This is a genomic window from Microbispora sp. GKU 823 (genome assembly GCF_002027145.1).
GTDB lineage: Bacteria > Actinomycetota > Actinomycetes > Streptosporangiales > Streptosporangiaceae > Microbispora > Microbispora siamensis.
This window is the reverse complement of sequence record NZ_MWJN01000055.1, coordinates 15,077-36,765: the sequence shown is the minus strand read 5'-3', so window position 1 is coordinate 36,765 and position 21,689 is coordinate 15,077. Positions and strand designations below refer to the sequence as shown.

Below are 21,689 nucleotides of genomic sequence, written 5' to 3'. Positions count from 1 at the left end.
CAATCCGCGGGCGGGCTGTTGCCGGGTGACGCAGATCGACATGCCCGTTCGTCCCGTAGCCGCCGTAGTCGGCGCTCAGCCCGCGGGGAAGCCAGATCGCCTCAGAGGAAGTAGAGGCGGTTCAGCGAGACGGAGTCGGACGGTCCGGACTCGACGGGCTCGCCGTCGAGCGAGACGCGGCCGTGCCGATCGACGTCCACGTGGCCGAGGCGGGCGTTGCGGACCATGGAGGCGGGACCGATGCCGCGGGTGCCGCGCACGCCGACCCGGCGCCTGCGGGTGGGCAGGCGGTCGCCGGACGCGGCGGCCTGCGCCACGAAGGCGACCGACAGGTCGGCGGCGGTCGCGCCGTGCGCGCCGAACTGCGGACCGAGCACGAGCGGCTCGCAGGTGTCGGTGGAGGCGTTCGGGTCGCCGGTCACGCCGTAGGCGGGGAAGCCCGCCTTCAGCACGAGTTGCGGCTTGGCGCCGAAATAGGCCGGTTGCCACAGGACGATGTCGGCGAGCTTGCCCACCTCCAGCGTGCCGACCTCGTGCGACAGGCCGTGCGCGATGGCGGGGTTGACGGTGAGCTTGGCCAGGTAGCGCAGGACGCGCTCGTTGTCGTGCCGTCCGGGGGCGCCCCGCTCTGCCTTCATCTTCCCGGCCATGGCGAAGGTGCGCCTGACAGTCTCGCCGGCCCGGCCCATGCCCTGCGCGTCGGACGAGGTGATGCCGATGACGCCCAGGTCGTGCAGGACGTCCTCGGCGCCCATGGTCCCCGCCCTGATCCGGTCGCGGGCCAGCGCGGCGTCGCCGGGAAGTTCGGGCTTGAGCCCGTGCACCGAGACGATCATCCCGTGGTGCTCGGCGATGGCGTCCCGGCCGAACGGCAGCGTCGGGTTGGTGGACGAGCCGATCACGTTGGGCACCCCGGCCAGCTTGAGCACGTTCGGCACGTGCCCGCCGCCGCACCCTTCGATGTGGAACGCGTGGATCGTCCTTCCCGAGAGCACGGCCAGGGTGTCCTCCACCGACAGGCACTCGTTGAGCCCGTCGGTGTGCAGGGCCACCTGCACGTCGTACTCCTCGGCGACGGTCAGGGCGGTGTCCAGGGCGCGGGTGTGGGCGCCCATGTCCTCGTGCACCTTGAAGCCCGAGGCGCCGCCCTCGACCAGCGCCTCGACCAGGGGCGCGGGGTGGGAGGAGGAGCCGCGGGCCAGGAAGCCGATGTTGACCGGCCAGGCGTCGAAGGCGTTGAACGCGTGCCGCAGCGCCCACGGCGAGTTCACCCCGACCCCCCACACCGGGCCGAACTCCTGCCCGATGATCGTCGTCACGCCGGAGGCCAGCGACGCCTCCATGATCCGGGGCGACAGCAGGTGCACGTGCGTGTCGATCGCCCCGGCGGTCGCGATGAGGCCCTCGCCGGGCACGATCGTGGTCCCGGTGCCCACCACCACGTCGACGCCGTCCAGCGTGTCGGGGTTGCCGGCGCGGCCGATCGCGTGGATCCGCCCCTCGCGGACGCCGATCGAGGCGCTGCGCACCCCGAGGACCGGGTCCAGGATCAGCACGTTGCTGATCACCAGGTCGCAGGTCTCCCGTACGGAGGCGGCCTTCAGGTGCAGCCCGTCCCTGGCGGTCTTGCCGAACCCGGCCAGGAACTCCTCGCCCCGCTTCTGCGAATCGTGCTCGACCTCCACCACCAGGCCCGAGTCGCCGAGCCGCAGCCGGTCGCCCTCGCGGTAGCCGTACGTACTCATCACGCCCCCAGATATCCGCACGCGCGGGCCCGCTCCATCGCCGCCTCGAACGCGCCCGGCGCGTCCAGCGGCCCGTCCACCAGTCCCGCGAAGCCGACGGCCACCCGCGCGCCGCCGATCGCGACGAGCGGCACCGTACGGGCGACGCCGGGCTCGAACCGGACCGTCGAGCCCGCGGGCACGGCCAGGCGGCGGCCGTAGGCGAGGGCGCGGTCGAAGCGCAGCCGCGGGTTGACCTCGAAGAAGTGGAAGTGCGAGGTGACGCTGATCGGGACGGACGCGGTGTTGACGACCTCGATCTGGACGGTCTCCGGCGCCTCCTCCGGATGGTCGGCCGCGAAGAGCGCGCCCGGGGCGTCGGGGCCCAGCGAGCCGCCGCCGAACGGGTCGGTGACCACCGCCAGCCGGGAGCCGTCGTCGAAGACCGCCTCGACCTGGATCTCGGTCACGACGTCCGGCACGCCGGGCAGCACGTCGTCCGGGCCCAGCACGCTGCGGCCCGCCTCGATCGCCTCGGCGAGCCGGGCGCCCCCGCGGGCCGCCTCGCAGACGGTGTCCGCGATCAGCGCCGTCGCCTCGGGCACGTTGAGCCGCAGGCCCCTGGCCCGCCGGGAACGGGCCAGCTCGGCCGCCGTGAACAGCAGCAACCGATCCCGCTCAGTGGGCGTCAGTCTCACTCTTCCTCCGGATCGCGTCAGGGAGCGGCGACAAGGTTTGAACCGTACTCAAAGTTTGAGCAGAGGTCTATGTTCGACCGCGAATCAGGACGGGAAGGCGCTACCGTGATGCGCATGGTGCGGGAGTCGAAGATCACCCTTGAGCGCCCGGACATGCGGGCACACGTGCTCAAGGCCGCCCTGCTGGCGATCGAGGAGGTCGGCTTCACCCAGTTGCGCGTCAAGGACATCGCCGACCGGGCCGGGATGAGCACGAGCCACGTGCTCTACTACTTCGGCAGCCGCGACCGCATCCTCGTCTCCACCCTGCTCATGAGCGAGGCCGACCTCGACGAGCGCCGCGGAGCCGAGCTGGCCCGCCTGGACGCCCGCGCGGCACTGGACCGCCTGGTCGAGCTCTACCTGCCGCAAGGGCCACAGGACGTGCGCTGGCGGTTGTGGGCGCAGGTCATCGCCCGGCCGCCCGATGACGAGGAGACCCTGCTCCGGCTCGACGGCTTCTTCCGCTCGTGGGCGGCCGAGCTGGCCGCCATCGTGCGCAGGCTGTCGGACCTCGGCGCGGAGGCGGCCGAGGACTTCGCCGTCAGGCACTGCCGCCTCATGGACGGCCTCAGCGGCGACGTCCTGCTCGGCATACCGGGCCACGACGCGCTCTGGGCGAAGGAGACCGTGCTCGCGTCCATGCGCCGCGAGCTCGCCTGACGCCGCGCCGGATCCGGTCCGGCGCCGAGATCGCGGGGCTGCGGCGGCGTGACGCGTACGGGAGCCTGATCGTGCTCGCCGCGGCAGCCGGCCGTTCAGCGGGCGAGATCGGCCTCGACGGCGCCTGCGGTACGAGAAAGGATGCCGACCAGTGACGGCAGCCGGTGCTTGTCGTAGCGTCCGCTCGGCATCGACACCGACAGGCCGGCGAGGGCAGTCCCGTCCGGGGCCCTGACCGGCACGCCGACCGCCACCACGCCGCGCTCCGAGCGGCCCTGGTTGAGCGCGAAACCTTGCGCCGCACCCGGGCCAGCTCGGTCCGCAGCCGGTCCAGGTCGGGCCGGGCGGTAAGCCGCTCAGCAGGCCGGTCGGCGTACCGCTCGGCCGGGTAGACCGCCTCGAGTTCCTCGTCGGTCAGCTCCGCCAGCAGCAGCAGCCCCGCCGTGGTGTGGTGGGCCGGGAACACCATGCCCTCGCGGGAGCCCACCCGCAGGGTCTGGGAACACTCGACGCTGGCGATGAACCGGACGGTGTCCCCGGTGCGCACCGTCAGGTTGGCGGACTCGTCGAGCACGCCGACCAGCCGGTGCAGGTGCGGCAGGGCCGCGCCCGCAGGCGAGATGCGGCCGAGGGGGAGTGGGCCGCGAGCTCCAGGATCGGGCCGGCCCGGTAGAGGCGCCGCTCGTCCTGCACCGCGAAGTCCCGGTAGACCAGCATCGCGAGCAGCCGGTGCGCGGTGGAGCGGGCCACGCCCAGCCGCTCGGCGACCTCCGAGACGGTCAGCTCGCCCTCCAGTTGCAGCATCGCGGCGATCCGCAGCGCGTGGTCCACGCTGTTGATCAGGTAGGTCGGCGGATTCTTCAGCGGCTTGCCCACGGGCCCTCGATTCTGCATAGCAGAATTACGTCTTCTCCAGGGGGCTACCGCAGCAACATTAGCCGTATGAGCACCCCTGTGACCACGCCGAACTCCCCGGTGCGGCTCCGCGCGATCGACGCGCCGGACCAGCCCGACGTCACTCCCGCGCTCGAGGACCTCTACCGCGGTTTCGAGCAGGAGCTGCTCGTGCCGCTGTGGACGGAGATCGGCGACCTGATGCCGGCGCATCCCCGTTCGCGCGCGGTTCCGCACCTGTGGCGCTGGGAGAACCTGCGGCGGCTCGCCGCGCAGGCCGGCGAGCTGGTCCCGGTCGGCCGCGGGGGAGAGCGGCGGGCGATCGCGCTGGCCAACCCCGCGCTGGGCGGACGGCCCTTCGCGACGCCCACGCTGTGGGCCGCGATCCAGTACCTGATGCCGGGGGAGGACGCTCCCGAGCATCGCCACACCCAGCACGCCTTCCGCTTCGTCGTCGAGGGCGAGGGCGTGTGGACGGTCGTCGGCGGCGACGCGGTCCCGATGCGCCGCGGCGACTTCCTCCCGCAGGCCGGGTGGAACTGGCACGCCCACCACAACGCGGCCGGTGAGCCGATGGCCTGGATCGACGGCCTGGACATCCCCTTCCAGTACCTCACCGAGACGCAGTTCTTCGAGTTCGGCCGCGACGCGATCGGCGACGCCGAGCGGATCACCCCCGAGCGGTCGCGCTCCGAGCGGCTGTGGGGCCACCCCGGCCTGCGCCCGCTGTCGGTCGGCGAGCTCACCCCGGGCACCCCGCTGCTGTCCTACAAGTGGGAGTTCACCGACCGCGCCCTGGCCGACCAGCTCGCCCTGGAGGCCGAGGGCTTCGGCGGGACGGTCGAGCCCGGCCACGCCGCCGTCCGCTACACCAACCCCGCCACCGGCGCCGACGTGCTCCCCACACTCCGCGCCGAGATGCACCGCATCGCGCGTGGCGCCGAGACCGCCCCGGTCCGCGAGACCGGCTCGTCGGTCTACCAGGTCTTCGACGGCTCGGGGACCGTGACCGTCGGCGACAGGACCTGGACGGTCACCCGCGGCGACCTGTTCGCCGTCCCGTCCTGGCAGCCCTTCTCGGCACGTTCCGAGGCCGGCTCCACCGACTCCGACTCCGGCGCGCTGGACCTGTTCCGGTTCGGCGACGCCCCGGTCTTCGAGGCTCTCCGGCTCGACCGCACTCAGTACGACACCCGTATCGAAGGGACCACCCGATGAAGCTCGCCACCCTCCGCGTCGACGGCTCGACCCGGGCCGTACGGCTCGACGGCGATCGGCTGGTCGACCTCGGCGCCGCCGACCTCGGTGAGCTCCTCGCCTCGGGCGACTGGGCCGCCAAGGCCGCCGCCGCCGACGCCGGCACCGCCACGACGTACCCGGCCGACGGTGCGGACTTCGCGCCGGTGGTCCCGCGCCCCTCGAAGGTCGTCTGCGTGGGGCTCAACTACAAGAACCACATCCAGGAGATGGGCCGCGACCTGCCGCGGTACCCCACCCTGTTCGCGAAGTTCGCCGACTGCCTCGTCGGCGCCCGCGACGACATCGCCCGCCCCGAGGAGACCGAGGAGTTCGACTGGGAGGTCGAGCTCGCCGTGGTGATCGGTGCGCCGGTCCGCCGCGCCCGGGGCGCGGAGGCCGAGGCCGCGATCGCGGGCTTCACCGTACTCAACGACGTCACCTGCCGCGACTGGCAGTTCCGCACCCGTGAGTGGTTGCAGGGCAAGATCTGGGACTCCTCCACCCCCGTCGGCCCCTACCTCGTCACCCCCGACGAACTGCCCGGCGGCGTACGCCCCGAGGTCGAGGTCAGCCTCAGCGTCGACGGCGAGGTGATGCAACACGACAACACCGGCGACCTGCTCTTCGACCCGGTCGCACTGGTCGAGTACGTCTCGACCATCGTGCGCCTCAACCCCGGCGACATCATCGCCACCGGCACCCCCGGCGGCGTCGCCACGCCCGCACCCCCAAGCGCTACCTGACCGGCGGCGAGCGCGTCGTGGCCGAGATCCGGGGCATCGGCCGGCTCGAGAACACCGTGGCCAAGGACGGGGCGGCCTGATGCGCCGCACCTTCGACGACGTCCTGAGCTGGTGCGAGACGGGCACCACGCTGCTCCTCGGCGCCGCCGCCGGATGGGGGGAGGAGCAGTACCTCGCCCCTTCCGGGCTCCCGGGCTGGACCCGCAAGCACCTGGTGGCCCACGTGGCGGCGAACGCCGACGCACTGAGCAACCTGGTGCGCTGGGCCGCCACCGGCGAGCCGACCCCGATGTACTCCTCACTGCAACAGCGCGACGCCGACATCGAGGCGGGCTCCCGCATGCCGGCCGCCGAGCTGGCCGCCTGGCTGACCTCGTCCGCCGAACGGCTCGCCGCGGGCATCGCCGGGCTGGACGTCGACCGGTGGAACGCCGAGGTCGTCACCGCCCAGGGCCGCACCGTCCCCGCGACCGAGATCCCCTGGCTGCGCTCCCGCGAGGTCTGCGTCCACGCCGTCGACCTGGCCTCCGGCGTCGCCTTCACCGACCTGCCCGCCGGATTCCTGACCGCCCTCGCCGACGACATCGCCGCCAAGCGTGGGCGTGGACAGACACCGCGCGGCGGCGCCGCGGGTGCTGCGGTCGTCCTGGCCGGCCACCGACACCGGCGACCGCTGGGAGCTGCCCGGCGAGGGCGAGCCCGCCACCGTCGACGGCCCGCTCGCCGACGTGGCGGCGTACCTCGCCGGACGCCCGCACGCCCTGACCGGCCCTGACGGCTCCCTCGCGCCGGCCCTGCCGGCGTGGCTGTAAGCGTCCCGGCCTTCGAGGAGAGCAGCGTGACGACATCCACCCCCGGGAACCCCGTCGACGTCCTGATCGTCGGAGGCGGCATCGGCGGCCTGAGCGCGGCCTTCGCCCTGGCCCGCGAGGGCCTGCGGGTACGCGTGCTGGAGCAGGCCCGCGAGTTCGGCGAGGTCGGCGCCGGCCTCCAGATCGCACCCAACTGCACGCGGATCCTGCACGACTACGGCCTGCTGGAGGAGGCCAAGAGCCTCGGCGTGCTGCCGAAGAGCATGGTGATGCGCGACGCCGTGGACGGCCGTGAGCTGACCCGCCTGGACCTGGTCGACCTGGAACGCAGGTACGGCTTCCCGTACATGGTCATCCACCGCAGCGACCTGCACGGAATCTTCCTTCGCGCCTGCCGGGGCGCGGGAGTCGACCTGGTGACCGACGCCCGCGTCGGCGGCTACGAGAACACGGCGTCCGGCGCCCGGGTGCTGCTGGCGGACGGCCGCACCGACGAGGCCCGGGTCGTCATCGCCGCCGACGGCCTGCACTCGGTCGCGCGCCGGCTTCTGGCCGAGGACGAGCCGGTCAGCTCCTCCTACGTCGCCTACCGCGCCGCGGTGCCCATCGAGCGGGCCGGCCGGGACGTCGACCTCAGCGAGGTCTCGGTCCACGTCGGCCCGCGCTGCCACTTCGTCCAGTACGGGCTGCGCGGCGGCGAGATGCTCAACCAGGTCGCGGTCTTCGAGTCCCCCAAGGCCCTCGCGGGCGAGGCGGACTGGGGCACGCCCGACGAACTGGACGCCGCCTTCGCCGAGACCTGCCCGGAGGTCCGGGCCGGCATCCCGCTGATGTGGCGCGACCGCTGGTGGCGGATGTTCGACCGCGACCCGATCACGACCTGGGTCGACGGCAACATCGCGCTGCTCGGCGACGCCGCCCACCCGCCGCTGCAGTACATGGCCCAGGGCGCGATCATGGCCGTCGAGGACGGCTGGGTGCTGGCCAGGCACGTGGCCGTTCGCCGCGCCGAGGACGGCGCGATCGACTGGCCGGGCGCCCTGGCGGCCTACGAAGCCGTCCGCCCCGAGCACTGCCGGCGCGTCCTGACCACGGCCCGCGCCTGGGGCGAGCTGTGGCACCTGGACGGCGCCGCCCGCCTCCGGCGCAACACGCTCCTGCGGGCCCGCGACACCTACGACTACTCCTTCACCGATTGGATCTACGGCCCCACGGCGCTGACGCCGGAGGAGGAGCCGCCGATGTTCTCACCGATCCCGCTGGACTCCGTTCGACTGAACCGTGTCGACTGAAACCCGTTGGACCCTGTCGGTGTCTCCGGCCTGACCGGCGGGGGCGGAGCTCGGTGGCGCCCGATGTCCAACGAACCGCCGCCCGACGCGCACAACGCGCTGCTGCCGGACGTGTTCCACCTGCCGGTCGGTCGCCCCGTCACCCACAAGATCTACCGCGACGCCGCCCACCCGTCCCGGTTCGTGCTGCCGTTCACCAAGCGCACCGCGGTGGAGAACAGGCAGCCGACCAAGGCATTCGTCGGACCGTCGAACCCGCCTCATCCTGACAGCGGGCTGGATTGCCGAACCGGAAATCTGGTCCGAGGAACTCAACGATTGAGCAGCCGAACGTCGGGGTGCTGATGTTCATCGCGTACCGGGCCATGGAGAGCGAGGCCTTGAGCGGCTTCGCCGGAGGAACCAGCTCCCCGAAGCAGATCAAGCCGCTCATCGCCGCGCTCGTGGCCATCGCCGACGCGATCACTCGCGCCCGCTGAGAAGCCGGTTCAGCGGAGGAGGTCGCGCCGACTCAATGTGCTGCCGAGCGCGGCCGCCGCCGCGCGCACCGCCGTCACGTGTCCCTCGGGCCGGAACCTGTGCCTGGGGCCGGCCACGCTGATCGCGGCGAGCGGCTCGTCGCCGCCCCCCAGCACCGGCGCGGCGACACACACGAGCCCGACGGCCGACTCCTCCTGCTCGAACGCGACGCCGGTCTCGGTGACGTGCTGCAACTGGCGCCGGAGGATGCCCGGCGCGACGACGGTGTGCGGCGTGCGCCGCTCGAGCGGCCCGGTCAGCACCTCGCGCCGCAGGTCGGCGTCGGCGTACGCGAGCAGAGCCTTGCCGATCGCCGTGCAGTGCAGCGGCATCCGCCCGCCCGTGCGCGAGGGCGCCTTGGCTTGGCGGTGACCCCCGATCTTGGCGACGTAGACGACGTCGTGACCCTCCCGCACTCCGAGGTGGACGGTCTCGTGGGTGCGTTCGTAAAGGTCCTGAAGGAACGGCATCGCGACCTCGAGCAGGCTGCGCTCCAGCGAGGCGAGCATCCCGAGCTCGAAGAGGCCGCCGCTGAGCCGGTAGCCGCCGTCGGCGCGGTCGAGCAGGCGGTTGGCGACCAGGTCGCCGGACAGCCGGTGCACAGTCGCCTTGTGGAGGCCGGTACGCCGCACCAGCTCGGCGAGGCTGACGACCCGGTCCTCGGATCGGAAGGCACGAAGGATCGTCACCGCCTTGCCCAGCACGGTGTCGAGGTCGGCCGTTTCCTTCACCTCCGCAGCGTATCGCTGAACGAGACGAAGTGCTGGTTCGGCGCCGGAGGCCGCCCGCACAGTGGGAGAGTGACCGAAACCACCGGGCTCGCCGCCACGAGCCAGTCCGACATCGCCGCCGCGGTCGAGCGGCTCGCCGGGGCGTCCGCGTCCGGCGTGCCCTGCGCCCCCGTGCGGGACCTGATCGGCCGGGACGACCTGGCCGCCGCGTATGCCGTCCAGGCGGCGCTCACCGGGCGCCGCCTCGCCGCCGGCGCCCGGATCACCGGCCGCAAAATCGGCCTGACCTCGGAGGCCGTGCAACGGCAGCTCGGCGTCGACCAGCCCGACCTCGGCGTCCTCTTCGACGACATGGCGTACGCCGACGGGGACGCGATCCCGGTCGGGCGGGTCCTCCAGCCACGGGTCGAGGCGGAGATCGCGTTCGTGCTCCGTTCCGACGTGGCCGACGGCCCGCTCGACGCCCCGCAGGTCCGGGAGGCGATCGAGTACGGCGTCGCCGCGCTCGAGATCTGCGGCAGCCGGATCGCCGGATGGGACATCGCCTTCGGCGACACGGTCGCCGACAACGCCTCCTCGGGTGCCTACGTGCTCGGGACTGAGCGCCGCTCCCTCGACGAGTTCGAGCCGGTGGACGTCGCGATGTCGATGAGCATCAACGGTGAGGAGGTATCCACCGGGACCGGCGCGGCCTGCCTGGGCGACCCGATCGAGGCCGTCGTGTGGCTGGCCCGCATGGCCCGCGACCTCGGCGAGCCGCTGCGCGCGGGGCAGGTCGTCCTCTCCGGCGCGCTCGGCCCGATGCGGCCGGTCGCCGCCGGTGACACCGTCGCCGCCACCCTGTCCGGCCTCGGCACGGTGACGGTCCGCTTCGTCGAAGGAGCAGCACCATGAGCAAGACGAAGGTCGCGATCATCGGATCGGGCAACATCGGCACCGACCTGATGATCAAGGTGCTGCGCGGCGCGCACCACCTCGAGATGGGCGCCATGGTCGGCATCGACCCCGAGTCGGACGGCCTGGCCCGCGCCGCCCGGTTCGGCGTCCGGACGACGCACGAGGGCGTCGACGGGCTGATCGCGCTGCCGGACTTCGACGAGATCGGGATCGTCTTCGACGCCACCTCGGCGAAGGCGCACGAGGTGAACGCCGCGAAGCTGACCCCGCTCGGGAAGCGGCTGATCGACCTGACCCCGGCGGCGATCGGGCCCTACGTCATCCCCGCTGTCAACCTCGACGAGCACCTCGACGCACCCGACGTCAACATGGTCACCTGTGGCGGCCAGGCGACGATCCCGATCGTCGCCGCCGTCGCCCGTGTGGTGCCGGTCGAGTTCGCCGAGATCGTCGCGTCGATCGCGTCGAAGTCGGCCGGTCCGGGCACCCGCGCCAACATCGATGAGTTCACCGAGACCACCGCGGCCGCCATCGAGCAGGTCGGCGGGGCGCGCCGCGGCAAGGCGATCATCATACTCAACCCCGCCGAGCCACCGATGATCATGCGGGACACGGTTTTCTGCCTCGTCGCGGCACCGGACCCGGCCGCACCGGAGGAGATCCGGCGGTCGATCGAGAAGATGGTCGCCGACGTCGCCGCCTACGTCCCCGGCTACCGGCTCAAACAGCAGGTGCAGATCACCGAGATCCCCGCCGACCAGCCGGTCGGGACGCTCCTCGCCCGCGGCGCCTCCCGGCCCACCCACCAGGTGTCGGTCTTCCTCGAGGTCGAGGGCGCCGCACACTACCTCCCGGCCTACGCCGGCAACCTCGACATCATGACCTCCGCCGGCCTGCGGGTCGCGGAGCGCATCGCGGCAGGGAAGGCGGGTCACTGATGGCTACTCCGATCTTCGTCCAGGATGTCACGCTGCGCGACGGGATGCACGCCGTACGCCACCGGATCACCCTGGAGGACGTCAAGCGCATCGTCACCGCGCTCGACCGGGCCGGCGTCGACGCGATCGAGGTCGCGCACGGTGACGGCCTTGCCGGAGGGTCGCTCAACTACGGTCCCGGGTCGCACACGGACTGGGAGTGGATCGAAGCCGCGGCATCGGTGCTGGTGAACGCCCGCCTCACCACGCTGCTGCTGCCGGGCGTCGGCACCGTCCACGAGCTGAAGCACGCGTACGACCTCGGCGTCCGCTCCGTCCGGGTCGCCACGCACTGCACCGAGGCCGACATCTCCGCCCAGCACATCGCCGCGGCGCGCGAACTCGGCATGGACGTGTCCGGTTTCCTGATGCTCTCCCACATGGCCCCGCCGGAGGAGCTGGCCCGGCAGGCGAAGCTGATGGAGTCCTACGGCGCGCACTGCGTCTACGTCACCGACTCCGGCGGCAGGCTCACGATGAACGACGTGGCCGCGCGGGTCCGCGCGTACCGCGACGTTCTTGACGCCGGGACCGAGATCGGCGTCCACGCCCATGAGAACCTCTCGCTGTCGGTCGCCAACTCCGTCGTCGCGGTCGAGAACGGCGTCTACCGGGTCGACGCGTCGCTGGCCGGTCACGGCGCGGGCGCGGGCAACTGCCCGCTGGAGGCGTTCATCGCGGTCGCGAACCTCTCGGACTTCGAGCACCGATGCGACCTGTTCCAGCTCCAGGACGCCGCCGACGACATCGTCCGCCCGCTGCAGGACCGCCCGGTTCGTGTCGACCGGGAGACCCTCACCCTGGGGTACGCCGGCGTCTACTCGTCGTTCCTCCGCCACGCGGAGACCGCCGCCGCACGGTACGGCGTCGACGTCCGCGACATCCTCATGGAGTGCGGGCGCCGCCGGCTCGTGGGCGGCCAGGAGGACATGATCATCGACATCGCGCTCACGATCGTCGCCGGGCGCGAGAAACGGCCCGCCTGACCGTCGCGCCGCCCCGGGTCCGCCTCAGCGGTCGGCGATCAGCGCCTCGCCGATCGCCACCATGGCGTCGGCGAGCTGCTCCATGAACTCCGAGATCGGCTTGCCGTCCTCGGACTGCAGCGAGACGAACGCGCCGTCGAACCCGGCCATGCCGAAGTGGGCGAGGGCGTCCGCGACCGCGTTCGCGGCGTCCTCGCCCTCGCTCGCGAACGACGAGCGGATCATGTGCCGCATGTAGTCGCGGCCCTCGTCGCGGACCGCGATCACGGTCCGCATCGCCTCCCGCGCCTCGGCGGCCTCGTTGCTCATCACCAGCACCAGCAACAGGCGGAGGAACTCCTCCCGGTGCACGAAGACCTCGCCCGTCTTCTGCAGGTACCACCCCAGACGCTCACGCGGGGTGCCGCCCACCGGCGGGTTCCGGTGGGCCTCGCGCATGGCGTCGAAGAAGTTCTGCGCCCCCTGGGCCATGACAGCCGAGAGCAGCCCCGCCTTGGAGTCGAAATGATGGTAGAAGGCGCTCTTCGGCAGGCCCGTCTCCTGCACGAGCGTCGAGATCGACGTACCGGCGTAGCCGCGCACGGACATCACCCGGGCGGCCGCGTCGAGAATCTCCTGCCGCGACCTGCGGCCGCGGCGGTTTCCGGTGTGCGCCTCCCGCGCGGGTTTCTCCACGCGCCGAAGTCTAGAGATGCGGCGATGGCGGCTCATCCCCACGGCCCGGCCGCGCGGGTGGTGGCTCCGTTCGCGACGGCCCTTGACATGTCGCCGCGGCTCATTGTTACTCTCCTCACGCCTGGACCGAACGTTCGTCCAAAAGTGCCGCATCGAGCGCGTGGCGGCAGAGAACGGAGTCAGCGCATGACCGAGAGCTACGACGCGGACGTCGCGATCGTCGGGTACGGCCCGACCGGCGTGATCGCCGCACTCACCCTCGCCAGGTACGGCGTCTCCGCCGTCGCCCTCGAGCGGGACAAGGACATCTATCCCCGGGCACGGGCCGTGACCGTCAACGACTGGACGATGCGGATCTTCCAGGACCTCGGCGTCGACGAGCGGATCGAGAAGAAGATCGACCCCCAGCGGGCCCTGCGGTGGGTGACCTACGGCGGTACGGAGATCATGCGGGTCGAGCACCCGCCCTCGACGCTGGGCCGCAGGCCGCGCTTCTACAACATCTACCAGCCGACGATGGAGGCCGAGCTGCGCGCGGCCGCGCGGGAGCACGGCGACCGCATCGCCGTCCACTACGGCGCCGAGGTCACCGGGATCGACCAGGACGCCGACGGCGTCACCGTCACCTCGACGGACACCGCGACCGGCGAGACCCGCACCACCCGCGCCCGATACGCGATCGGTGCCGACGGCGGCAGCAGCACGATCCGCGGAGTGGTGGGCTGCCGCCTGCTGGGCGACACCAACGACGTCATGTGGGTGATCATCGACTGCCGCGTCAAGAGGTGGTGGCCCGACCGGGACTTCCTGACCTTCTGGTCCGACAAGGAGCGGCCGGTCGTCGACATCGCGCTCTCCGCCGGCAACCACCGATGGGAGATCCCGCTCAAACCCGGCGAGTCCCCTGAGAACTACCCGACCAGCGCCGAGGTCTGGCCGCTGCTCAAGGCGCTCGGTGTCACCGAGGAGGACGTCGAGATCCACCAGCACGCCTTCTACAAGCACCACACCCGGATGGCCGACACATGGCGCAAGGGCCGGGTGTTCCTGGCCGGGGACGCGGCCCACCTGATGCCGCCGTGGGCCGGAGCCGGGATGCAGACCGGAATGCGCGACGCCCACAACCTGGGCTGGAAGCTCGCCCGCGTGATCAAGGGAGAGCTGCCCGAAAGCTGGCTGGACACCTACGAGGCGGAGCGGCGCCCGAACGCCGCCTTCTACACCCGGCTCGCGGTCGAGCTCGGGCGGGTCATCAAGCAGGAGCTGTCCGAGGAGGAGCAGGCCGCGATGAACGCGGTTCCTCAGGACACGGTCACCCCGTTCGAGCCGCCGCTCATCGCCCCGCCGGTGCTCGAGGGCGGATGGATCAGGGGGCCGCTGGGCGACGCCAGCATCGTCGGCCGGATGGTCCCGCAGCCGACCGCCGGCGACGCCGCCGGCCGGATGGCACGCCTGGACGATCTCCTTGGCGACGGCTTCGTGCTGCTCGGCGACGACATCGACCCCGCGACCCTGCTGACGGCGGAGGAGAAGGCGGGCTGGGACGCGCTCGATGCCCGCTACGTCGCGGTACGGCCGAAGACCGCGTACACGCAGGGCCCGGACGAGATCGTCGACCTCGATGAGGTCCTCCTGCCGTGGCTGCGCCGGTACGGCGCCCGCGCCGTGGCGCTCCGTCCGGACAAGTTCGTCGCGGCGGCGGACGTCAGCAGCCTCGCCGTCCCCGCCTGAGATCGGTTACCTGAGAAGGAGAAGAGAGATGTCCGGAGTCAAGGAGCTCGGTTACGTCGTCTACGAGGTCGGCGACCTCGCTGACTGGGAGCGCTTCGCCGTCGAGCTGCTGGGCATGCAGTTCGGAGAGAAGACCGATGGCGGGTTCACGCTGCGCACGGACGAGAAGGCGCACCGCTGGATCATCACCAGGGGGCCCGCCGACGACCTGGTGGCCACCGGCTACGAGGTCTCGGACTCCGTCACGCTCGACGCGCTGGTCGAGAAGGTCCGTGCGGCCGGGATCGAGGTCACCGAAGGCGGCGACGCCCTCGCCGCCGCCCGCAAGGTGGAGCGGATCTTCGTCACCACGGACCCCATGGGCAACCGGGTCGAGCTGGTCACCGGCCTGGCCGACGCCGCCACGCCGTTCGCGTCCGCGAAGCTGCTCGGCGGGTTCGTGACGGGCGCCGGCGGCGCGGGCCACCAGGTCCTCCTGGCGCACGGCGTCTCGCGAGAGACCTACCTGCACTTCTACATCGACCTGCTCGGCTTCAAGATCAGCGACGTCATCGTCGAGGAACTGGCCCCGGGCGTGGTCGCCGACCTGATCTTCCTGCACTGCAACGGCCGTCACCACACCGTGGCCTTCGGCGACCTGCCGTCGCCGAAGAAGACCCATCACTTCATGGTCGAGGTGACCGACATCCGCGACGTCGGACTGGCCTACGACCGCTGCATGGACGCCAAGCAGCCGTTCGAGATGACGCTCGGGATGCATCCGAACGACCGGATGTTCAGCTTCTACGTCTTCACTCCCTCGGGCTTCAGCGTCGAGTACGGCTGGGGCGGGCTGATCATCGACGACGAGACGTGGGAGGTGAAGACGCTCGACAGGCTGCACAGCTGGGGCCACCGCCCCCCCGGGCGTCGTCGCCGGGCTGCTGGCCGCCGCGCCCGCGCCGAACGGGGAGGCCAACTGATGACCCTCGACGCCAAGGACATCGCGCGCACGGTCCAGACCGAGGACTGGAAGCTCCGCTACTACGAGGCGGGCTCCGGCCATCCGGTCGTGCTGCTGCACGGCAGCGGACCGGGCGCGACGGGGTGGAGCAACTTCGCCGGCAACATCGAGGCGCTGGCCGAGCACTTCCACGTATACGCGGTCGACATGCCCGGCTGGGGCGAGTCGGATCCCGCGACCGTCGACCGGCTCGACCACGTGGAGGCGGCGATCCAGTTCCTGGACGCCCTCGGCATCGAGAAGGCCGCGTTCGTCGGCAACTCGATGGGTGGTCAGACTTCGCTGCGCCTGGCCACGGAGCATCCCTCCCGGATCTCGCATCTGGTCACCATGGGTCCGCCGGTCGGCCGGATGCCCACGCTCTTCGGTGCCGGTGACGGCCCGTCCGAGGGCCTCAAGGTGCTGATCGAGGCCTACCGCGACGCGAGCCCGGAGAACATGCGCCGGCTCGTCGAGATCATGGTCTACGACAAGGCCCGGTTCGCCACCCCCGAGCTGTGCCGGGCGCGTTCGGACGCCGCGCTCGCCCGCCCGGACCACCTGCGCAACTACGTGGACGGCCTGCCGAAGGGCGCCCCGCTGCCGAAGTGGGTCAAGCCGGAGCTGCTGCCGGCGATCCAGGTGCCGACCCTGCTCATCCACGGCCGCGACGACCGCGTGGTCCCGTTCGAAACCTCGCTGTACCTGCTGGCGAACATCCCGAACAGCCGGCTGGTGTTGCTCAACCGCTGCGGGCATTGGGCGATGATCGAGCACGCCGACGAGTTCAACCGGCTGGTCGCCGACTTCATCGCGAACAACTGACCTCGGCGGTTCAGGTCCGTTCGGTCGCCGAGCACGGCGGTGAGGGCCGTCCCCACCTCGCCGTGCTCCGCGACCGACCGGAGCGTCGGGGTGAGGGTGGGTGGCGCGCGCGGGGGGCGGTGTTCGGCCACGATCGGGGTCGGCTTGGCCGCGATCGCCCGGTGTCCGGTGTCGTCGGGGGTGGACGCTGTCGGACAGGTCGCCGGACGGCACCCACCCGTCCGTGGTGACGAAGAAGACGTTGCGGTCGCCGGCGTTGTCGACGGTCTGCACCGTCGCGCCGGGAGAGATGCCGGTCCCTGGCATCGCGGGGGAGGACCAGGGACCGGTCACAGTGGTCAGCGCAGGTAGACCCTGGGCTGGGGTGGGGTGGACATGCCGTTGCCGATGAAGAAGCTCGGGTGCGGCGGCTGGTTGTAGGCGGTGTTCTGCCAGGCCAGGGCGACCCGGTACTGCGGGTCGTGCAGCAGCGTGTGATGTCGGGCGTGGAGTAGATCCGCAGGGCCCGGTTGTCGGTGGTGGGCCAGATGACCTCCTCGCGCCAGTCGCCGAGGATGTCGCCCGACAGCGAGGGGGTGGACTTGGTGCCGTTGTTGGAGTGCACGCCGCTCGCCGTCAGCAGCCGGGTGTCGGAGCCGGTGCCGTACTTGTCGATGTGGGTGCCGACGCCGCGGACCGTGAGGCATAGAGGATTTCCCGCCCTCGACGCGGTGTCCGCACCTGGCAGATCAGGACGACGGGACGGGGCCCGTCGAGTCGCGGACGCTGAGGGTCGTCGCCAGCTGGAGGTGCCGTGAGGCGGGCTGGACGCCGTCCGCCATGCCGAGGACGGTCTCGACGGCCATCCGGCCCATGCCGACGAGAGGCTGCCGGACGGACGTGAGCCGGGGCGTGGTCCACTCGGTCTGCGGAGTGTCGTCGAACCCGGTGACCGACAGCTCGCCGGGGACGGCGATGTGCAGCTCCTTGGCCGCGGCGAGGACGCCGACGGCGATCTCGTCGTTGCCCGCGACGACGGCGGTCGGCCGCTCGTCGAGTGAGAGGATCTCACGGCCGTGCCGGAGTCCCGCCTCGACGGAGAACGCCTCATGGCGGATCAGTGCGCGGTCCGGCGTGATGCCGGCCGAGTCGAGCGCGGCCTGGTATCCGTGGAAGCGTTCCACCGAGGGGGCCGAGCCCAGTGGGCCGCCGACCCAGGCGATCCTGCGGTGGCCGAGCTTGATGACGTGTTCGGTCGCCGAGCGACCGCCCGCCCAGTTGGTGGAGCCGATGCTGACGACGCGTGATTCGGTGGTATCGATCGGGTCGATCGTGACGACGGGCACTTCGAGATCCTCCGTGGCGAGGAGCACCGCGTCGGGCACGGCGACGGCGAGCGCGATGAGACCGGCGACGCCGGACGCCTTCTGCTCCTCCACCCAGGCGCGGGCCGCCGTACGGTTGGTGCTGATCGGCTCGCCGGGCGGCAGGCGAAGGAGGAGCTCGGCCTGCGCGGAGGTCGCGGCCACGAGAATCCCCTGGAGCACCGTCCCGGCGTAACGGGACTCCACGATGTCGAGCATGGTGACGAGGGTCCGGTCCCGCGTCTGCTCGTGACGTGCCGCCGTCGGCTTGTAGCCGATCTCGGCCATGACTCCGAGGACGAGCTCACGCGTCTTCGCCCCCACATCGCTGCGGCCGTTGAGGACCTTCGACGCTGTCGTCGGCGAGACGCCGGCCAGCCGGGCGACATCAGCCAAGGTGGCCCGCTCGGAACGACCTCGCCGTGGCATCAGGGCTCCTTCCGCGGCTACGAAACTATTTCGAAACCTACCACGGGTTCGGTGTGGGCGATTTGCTCCCGTCCACCCGTTGACACTGACAGACGCGCCACCTAGTGTCCCTGGCAGTAACGAACAAGTTGCGAAATAGTTTCGAAACCATCCTCGGGATGAGAGGAGAGGCTCATGCGGCTCTCCCGGAAGGTACGGCTCCTTTCCGCAGCGCTCGTGCCGATGTTCGCGCTGGCCGCCTGCTCGGGCGGCGCGGGCGGCGGCGGGGGCGGGGCGGCCGGCGGCGGTGACGAACAGGTGAAGCTCACGGTCTGGAGTTGGGACGGCACGGTCGAGCGGGCCGTTTCCGGCTTCCAGGCCGCGAACCCGAACATCAAGGTCGAGGTCGTCAACGCCGGCTCGTCCCAGGACGAGTACAAGGCGCTCGACAACGCCATCCAGGCCGGTTCCGGTGTGCCCGACCTCGTGATGTTCGAGTACTTCGCGGTGCCCTACTTCGCCATCCCGGGCAAGCTCACCGACCTCGGAGAGTTCGGCGTCGAGAAGCTCAAGAACGACTACGTCCCGACCGCGTGGGGCGACGTGACGGTCAACGGCAAGGTCTACGCCCTGCCGTCCGATTACGGGCCGTCGGCGATGTTCTACAACTCCGCCACGCTCAAGAAGGCCGGCATCGACAAGGCCCCGGCGACGTGGGACGAGTACTACGAGGCCGCCAAGAAGGTGCGCGCGCTCGGCGGCGACCACTACATCGCCCAGGACACGGGGGACATCTTCTTCCTGCTGTCGCTCATCTGGCAGGCCGGCGGTCGCCCGTTCACCGTGAACGGCAACAAGGTGCACATCGACTTCACGGACGAGGGCACGACCAGGGCCGTGGCCTTCTGGCAGAAGATGCTCGACGAGGGCCTGGTCAACACCAAGATCACGGGATGGTCCGACGACTGGAACCGAACGCTCAACGACGGAACCCTCGCCACCCAGACCATGGGCGGCTGGCTGACCTCGACGCTGCCCGAGCGCGCACCGAAGGCCGCCGGTGACTTCAGAGTCGCGCTGATGCCGCAGTGGCGGCAGGGAGACAAGGTCGGAGCGGAGAACGGCGGAAGCTCCTTCGGCATCCCGGCCGCGGCGGGGCACAAGGACGCGGCGTTCAAGTTCCTCGAGTACTTCACGCACGGCGGCGGCCTGTCGTCCCGTGTCGACGCGGGCGCCTTCGTGCCGAACACGTCCGTGCTGGAGAGCGAGGCCTTCCAGAGCAAGGCCAACAAGTACTTCGGCGGCCAGAAGGTCGGTGCGGTGCTGGCCGAGGCCTCGGAGACCGTCGGGAGCGGCTGGCAGTATCCGCCGTTCTTCGAATGGGCGCGCTCGATCTACGGCGACATCGCGTCACCGTTCTACACCACGGGCAAGGTCAAGCTCGCCGAGATCCTCGAACAGTGGAAGCAGCGCTGCATCCAGTACGGCAACGAGCAGGGCTTCGAGGTGGACTAGCGCTTCCCATCGGGGGCGGGGCCGCGCGCGACACACCGTCGCCGGAAGAAGCGAGCCGGGCAACGCGGCGGATCGGAAGGAACACGGACATGGACCTGGCACGTCGGTTCGACGTCACCCCTTCGGCCATGGCGCCGCCGGATGAGGAACGGCATCCGCGCCGGCGGGGAAGCGCCGGAAGTCACGGGCCGGACTGGCGTTCATCGCGCCCTTCGGCGCGCTGTTCGCGCTCGTGTTCATCGTGCCCATCCTGTACGCCGCCTACCTCAGCCTCTTCCAGGACAAGCTGGTCGGGGGCACCACGTTCGTCGGGTTCGCCAACTACGGCAAGCTGTTCCGGGATCCGCAGTTCTGGGATGGGGTGGGACGCGTCGTCCGGTTCACGCTGGTCCAGGTGCCCATCATGCTGTTCTTCTCCATGGCACTGGCGCTGGCGCTGGACTCCATGCGCGTGCACGGCACCAGGTTCATGCGGGCGACGATCTTCCTGCCCTACGCGGTGCCGGCGATCGTGTCGACTCTCATGTGGGGATTCCTGCTCGGGGTGAAGTACGGCCTGTTCGGCAGCCTCAACCGCGCCCTGGGCACGGACATCGACCCCTTCGCCCCCGGCACCACGCTCATCTCCATCGGGCTGATGGTGACGTGGGCGTTCACCGGCTTCAACATGCTCATCTTCTACGCCGCGCTCAAGGCCGTCCCGCGCGAACTGTACGAGGCGGCGGCGATCGACGGGGCGAACGAGTTCCAGGTCGTCCGCGCGATCAAGCTGCCGGCACTGCGCGGATCCCTGGTCGTCACGATCATCTTCTCGATCATCGGCACGTTCCAGATGTTCAACGAACCGCAGATCCTGCCCACCATGGTGGCGGGCAGCGGCGTCACGACCTTCTACACGCCCAACCTGTACGCGTACAACCTGGCGTTCACCGGGTCTCAGCAGGGCTATGCGGCAGCACTCGCGCTCGTCATGGCGGCGATCACGATCGCCGTCGCCTACGCCGTCCAGATCAGAGGGTTGAGGAATGCGTCCGATCAGTAGCCCGCGGGCCGAGGCAGGGGAATCCTCCGGCACGCCGATCCGTCGTCCCGGTCGCGGCCGCCGGCTCCACACGGTGGACAATCCCAGGAAGAGCACGACGCTCACCGTGATGACGGCCCTGTTCACCCTCTACTGCCTGCTGCCGCTCGTGTGGCTCGTCATCAACGCGACCAAGTCGCAGGCCGATTTCGTCTCGTCGTTCGGGCTCGCGCCCGGTCGCGAGTTCGCCCTCTGGGACAACATCGTGGAGGTGTTCCGCTACCAGGACGGGATCTTCTCCCGGTGGCTGCTCAACACCCTCCTCTATGTGGTCGTGGGCGCGACCGTGTCGACCTTCCTGGCCGCCCTCGGCGGGTACGCCCTGGCGAAGCTGGACTTCACGGGCAAGCGGGTGTTCCTCTTCGTCGTACTGGGATCGATCTCGGTCCCCGGCATCGCCCTGGCGATCCCGCAGTTCCTGCTGTTCGCGCACCTCGGCCTGACCAACACCCCGTGGGCGATTCTCATCCCGTCCTTCATCAACCCGTTCGGGCTGTACCTGATGTGGGTGTTCACCGCCGAAGCCGTGCCGACGGGCCTGCTCGAGGCCGCGAAGATCGACGGCGCCGGGGAGTTCAGGACCTTTCTCCGGATCGCGCTCCCGATGCTCGCGCCGGCAGGTGTGACGGTCCTGCTCTTCTCGTTCGTGTCGATCTGGAACAACTACTTCCTGCCGTTGATCATGCTCAAGGACCCCGCGTGGTATCCGCTGACCGTCGGAATCAACCAGTGGAACAAGCTGGGCTCGTCGGCCGGGAACGGCGCCCTCGTCCAGAATCTCGTGATCACGTCCGCGCTGCTGACGATCGTCCCGTTGATCGTCGCTTTTCTCAGCCTGCAGCGGTACTGGCAGTCGGGTCTGTCACTGGGCGCCATCAAGGGCTAGCCGCCGGCCATCTCCCACCCGTAAACCAT

22 protein-coding genes and 1 pseudogene are annotated in these 21,689 nt (G+C 70.8%); 15 read left to right on the top strand and 8 right to left on the bottom strand.

Annotated features, from left to right (window positions below; translation table 11 throughout):
* Positions 1-101: 101 nt before the first annotated feature.
* Positions 102-1,745, bottom strand: a complete 1,644-nt coding sequence (locus B1L11_RS26215; RefSeq protein WP_079317053.1) for an urease subunit alpha — start codon at positions 1,743-1,745, stop codon at positions 102-104.
* Entirely contained in the window at positions 1,745-2,422 is a 678-nt protein-coding gene (ureA, locus tag B1L11_RS26210) for an urease subunit gamma (protein ID WP_079317051.1), read from the bottom strand. Before ureA ends, B1L11_RS26215 begins: the two co-directional genes overlap by 1 nt.
* A 114-nt stretch (positions 2,423-2,536) precedes the next feature.
* On the opposite strand from ureA, the gene B1L11_RS26205 reads away from it, so the two are divergent.
* The gene (locus B1L11_RS26205) at positions 2,537-3,124 is read left to right on the top strand and encodes a TetR/AcrR family transcriptional regulator (protein ID WP_179155328.1); all 588 of its coding nucleotides are present in this window, start codon (positions 2,537-2,539) and stop codon (positions 3,122-3,124) included.
* A 95-nt stretch (positions 3,125-3,219) separates the two neighbouring features.
* Here B1L11_RS26205 and B1L11_RS55170 read toward each other — a convergent pair whose 3' ends face one another.
* Together B1L11_RS55170 and B1L11_RS48625 are read right to left on the bottom strand one after the other, a co-directional pair.
* On the bottom strand, positions 3,220-3,381 hold the full coding sequence (locus tag B1L11_RS55170; protein WP_372974727.1) for an IclR family transcriptional regulator C-terminal domain-containing protein: 162 nt from the start codon (positions 3,379-3,381) through the stop codon (positions 3,220-3,222).
* A 292-nt stretch (positions 3,382-3,673) separates the two neighbouring features.
* Positions 3,674-4,000, bottom strand: a complete 327-nt coding sequence (locus B1L11_RS48625) for a helix-turn-helix domain-containing protein (RefSeq protein ID WP_218671314.1) — start codon at positions 3,998-4,000, stop codon at positions 3,674-3,676.
* 66 nt (positions 4,001-4,066) lie between these two features.
* Between B1L11_RS48625 and B1L11_RS26195 the strand changes: the two genes are divergently transcribed.
* From B1L11_RS26195 to B1L11_RS52000, 6 genes are all read left to right on the top strand, one after another.
* Positions 4,067-5,236 (top strand): cupin domain-containing protein, encoded by a 1,170-nt coding sequence (locus B1L11_RS26195; protein ID WP_079317047.1) that lies wholly within the window; start codon positions 4,067-4,069, stop codon positions 5,234-5,236.
* Positions 5,233-6,000 carry a fumarylacetoacetate hydrolase family protein gene (locus B1L11_RS26190; protein ID WP_218671313.1) on the top strand — a complete coding sequence of 256 codons (768 nt, stop codon included), beginning with the start codon at positions 5,233-5,235 and terminating at the stop codon, positions 5,998-6,000. The genes B1L11_RS26195 and B1L11_RS26190 overlap by 4 nt, the downstream gene beginning before the upstream one ends.
* Positions 6,001-6,079: 79 nt before the next feature.
* Entirely contained in the window at positions 6,080-6,775 is a 696-nt protein-coding gene (locus B1L11_RS26185; protein WP_218671312.1) for a maleylpyruvate isomerase N-terminal domain-containing protein, read from the top strand.
* A 63-nt stretch (positions 6,776-6,838) separates the two neighbouring features.
* Positions 6,839-8,104 carry an FAD-dependent oxidoreductase gene (locus B1L11_RS26180; RefSeq protein WP_218671311.1) on the top strand — a complete coding sequence of 422 codons (1,266 nt, stop codon included), beginning with the start codon at positions 6,839-6,841 and terminating at the stop codon, positions 8,102-8,104.
* 63 nt (positions 8,105-8,167) lie between these two features.
* Positions 8,168-8,449 carry a hypothetical protein gene (locus B1L11_RS48620; RefSeq protein WP_218671310.1) on the top strand — a complete coding sequence of 94 codons (282 nt, stop codon included), beginning with the start codon at positions 8,168-8,170 and terminating at the stop codon, positions 8,447-8,449.
* Positions 8,449-8,583: a hypothetical protein gene (locus B1L11_RS52000; RefSeq protein WP_256862901.1), complete on the top strand. Its 135-nt coding sequence runs from the start codon at positions 8,449-8,451 to the stop codon at positions 8,581-8,583. The genes B1L11_RS48620 and B1L11_RS52000 overlap by 1 nt, the downstream gene beginning before the upstream one ends.
* A gap of 9 nt (positions 8,584-8,592) precedes the next feature.
* Here the strand turns inward: B1L11_RS52000 and B1L11_RS26170 are convergent, their stop codons facing one another.
* Positions 8,593-9,354 (bottom strand): IclR family transcriptional regulator, encoded by a 762-nt coding sequence (locus B1L11_RS26170; RefSeq protein ID WP_079317045.1) that lies wholly within the window; start codon positions 9,352-9,354, stop codon positions 8,593-8,595.
* Between the two features lie 69 nt (positions 9,355-9,423).
* On the opposite strand from B1L11_RS26170, the gene B1L11_RS26165 reads away from it, so the two are divergent.
* Genes B1L11_RS26165 through dmpG form a run of 3 tightly spaced genes read left to right on the top strand, consistent with a single transcriptional unit; the run spans position 9,424 to position 12,214 of the window.
* On the top strand, positions 9,424-10,248 hold the full coding sequence (locus B1L11_RS26165; protein WP_079317043.1) for a 2-keto-4-pentenoate hydratase: 825 nt from the start codon (positions 9,424-9,426) through the stop codon (positions 10,246-10,248).
* Positions 10,245-11,189 (top strand): acetaldehyde dehydrogenase (acetylating), encoded by a 945-nt coding sequence (locus B1L11_RS26160; protein ID WP_079317041.1) that lies wholly within the window; start codon positions 10,245-10,247, stop codon positions 11,187-11,189. Before B1L11_RS26165 ends, B1L11_RS26160 begins: the two co-directional genes overlap by 4 nt.
* The gene (gene dmpG, locus B1L11_RS26155; protein ID WP_079317039.1) at positions 11,189-12,214 is read left to right on the top strand and encodes a 4-hydroxy-2-oxovalerate aldolase; all 1,026 of its coding nucleotides are present in this window, start codon (positions 11,189-11,191) and stop codon (positions 12,212-12,214) included. Before B1L11_RS26160 ends, dmpG begins: the two co-directional genes overlap by 1 nt.
* A gap of 24 nt (positions 12,215-12,238) precedes the next feature.
* On the opposite strand, the gene B1L11_RS26150 is transcribed toward dmpG, so the two are convergent.
* A complete protein-coding gene (locus B1L11_RS26150) occupies positions 12,239-12,889 on the bottom strand; it encodes a TetR/AcrR family transcriptional regulator (protein WP_204052746.1) in 651 nt (216 codons plus the stop codon).
* A 186-nt stretch (positions 12,890-13,075) separates the two neighbouring features.
* Between B1L11_RS26150 and B1L11_RS26145 the strand changes: the two genes are divergently transcribed.
* Entirely contained in the window at positions 13,076-14,620 is a 1,545-nt protein-coding gene (locus tag B1L11_RS26145; RefSeq protein WP_079317036.1) for a bifunctional 3-(3-hydroxy-phenyl)propionate/3-hydroxycinnamic acid hydroxylase, read from the top strand.
* Between the two features lie 28 nt (positions 14,621-14,648).
* Positions 14,649-16,427, top strand: coding sequence for an alpha/beta fold hydrolase (locus tag B1L11_RS48615; protein ID WP_218671309.1), 1,779 nt, complete (start codon positions 14,649-14,651; stop codon positions 16,425-16,427).
* A gap of 338 nt (positions 16,428-16,765) precedes the next feature.
* Here B1L11_RS48615 and B1L11_RS51995 read toward each other — a convergent pair.
* Positions 16,766-17,082: pseudogene (locus tag B1L11_RS51995) on the bottom strand (hypothetical protein).
* Positions 17,083-17,155: 73 nt separating this feature from the next.
* On the bottom strand, positions 17,156-18,199 hold the full coding sequence (locus B1L11_RS26125; RefSeq protein ID WP_079317032.1) for a LacI family DNA-binding transcriptional regulator: 1,044 nt from the start codon (positions 18,197-18,199) through the stop codon (positions 17,156-17,158).
* Between the two features lie 174 nt (positions 18,200-18,373).
* Between B1L11_RS26125 and B1L11_RS26120 the strand changes: the two genes are divergently transcribed.
* The 3 genes from B1L11_RS26120 (at position 18,374) to B1L11_RS26110 (ending at position 21,660) form a co-directional block, all read left to right on the top strand.
* Positions 18,374-19,693, top strand: coding sequence for an ABC transporter substrate-binding protein (locus B1L11_RS26120; RefSeq protein WP_079317030.1), 1,320 nt, complete (start codon positions 18,374-18,376; stop codon positions 19,691-19,693).
* Positions 19,694-19,925: 232 nt separating this feature from the next.
* A complete protein-coding gene (locus tag B1L11_RS26115) occupies positions 19,926-20,735 on the top strand; it encodes a carbohydrate ABC transporter permease (protein ID WP_256862900.1) in 810 nt (269 codons plus the stop codon).
* A gap of 73 nt (positions 20,736-20,808) precedes the next feature.
* The gene (locus B1L11_RS26110) at positions 20,809-21,660 is read left to right on the top strand and encodes a carbohydrate ABC transporter permease (RefSeq protein WP_256862899.1); all 852 of its coding nucleotides are present in this window, start codon (positions 20,809-20,811) and stop codon (positions 21,658-21,660) included.
* Positions 21,661-21,689: the final 29 nt, after the last annotated feature.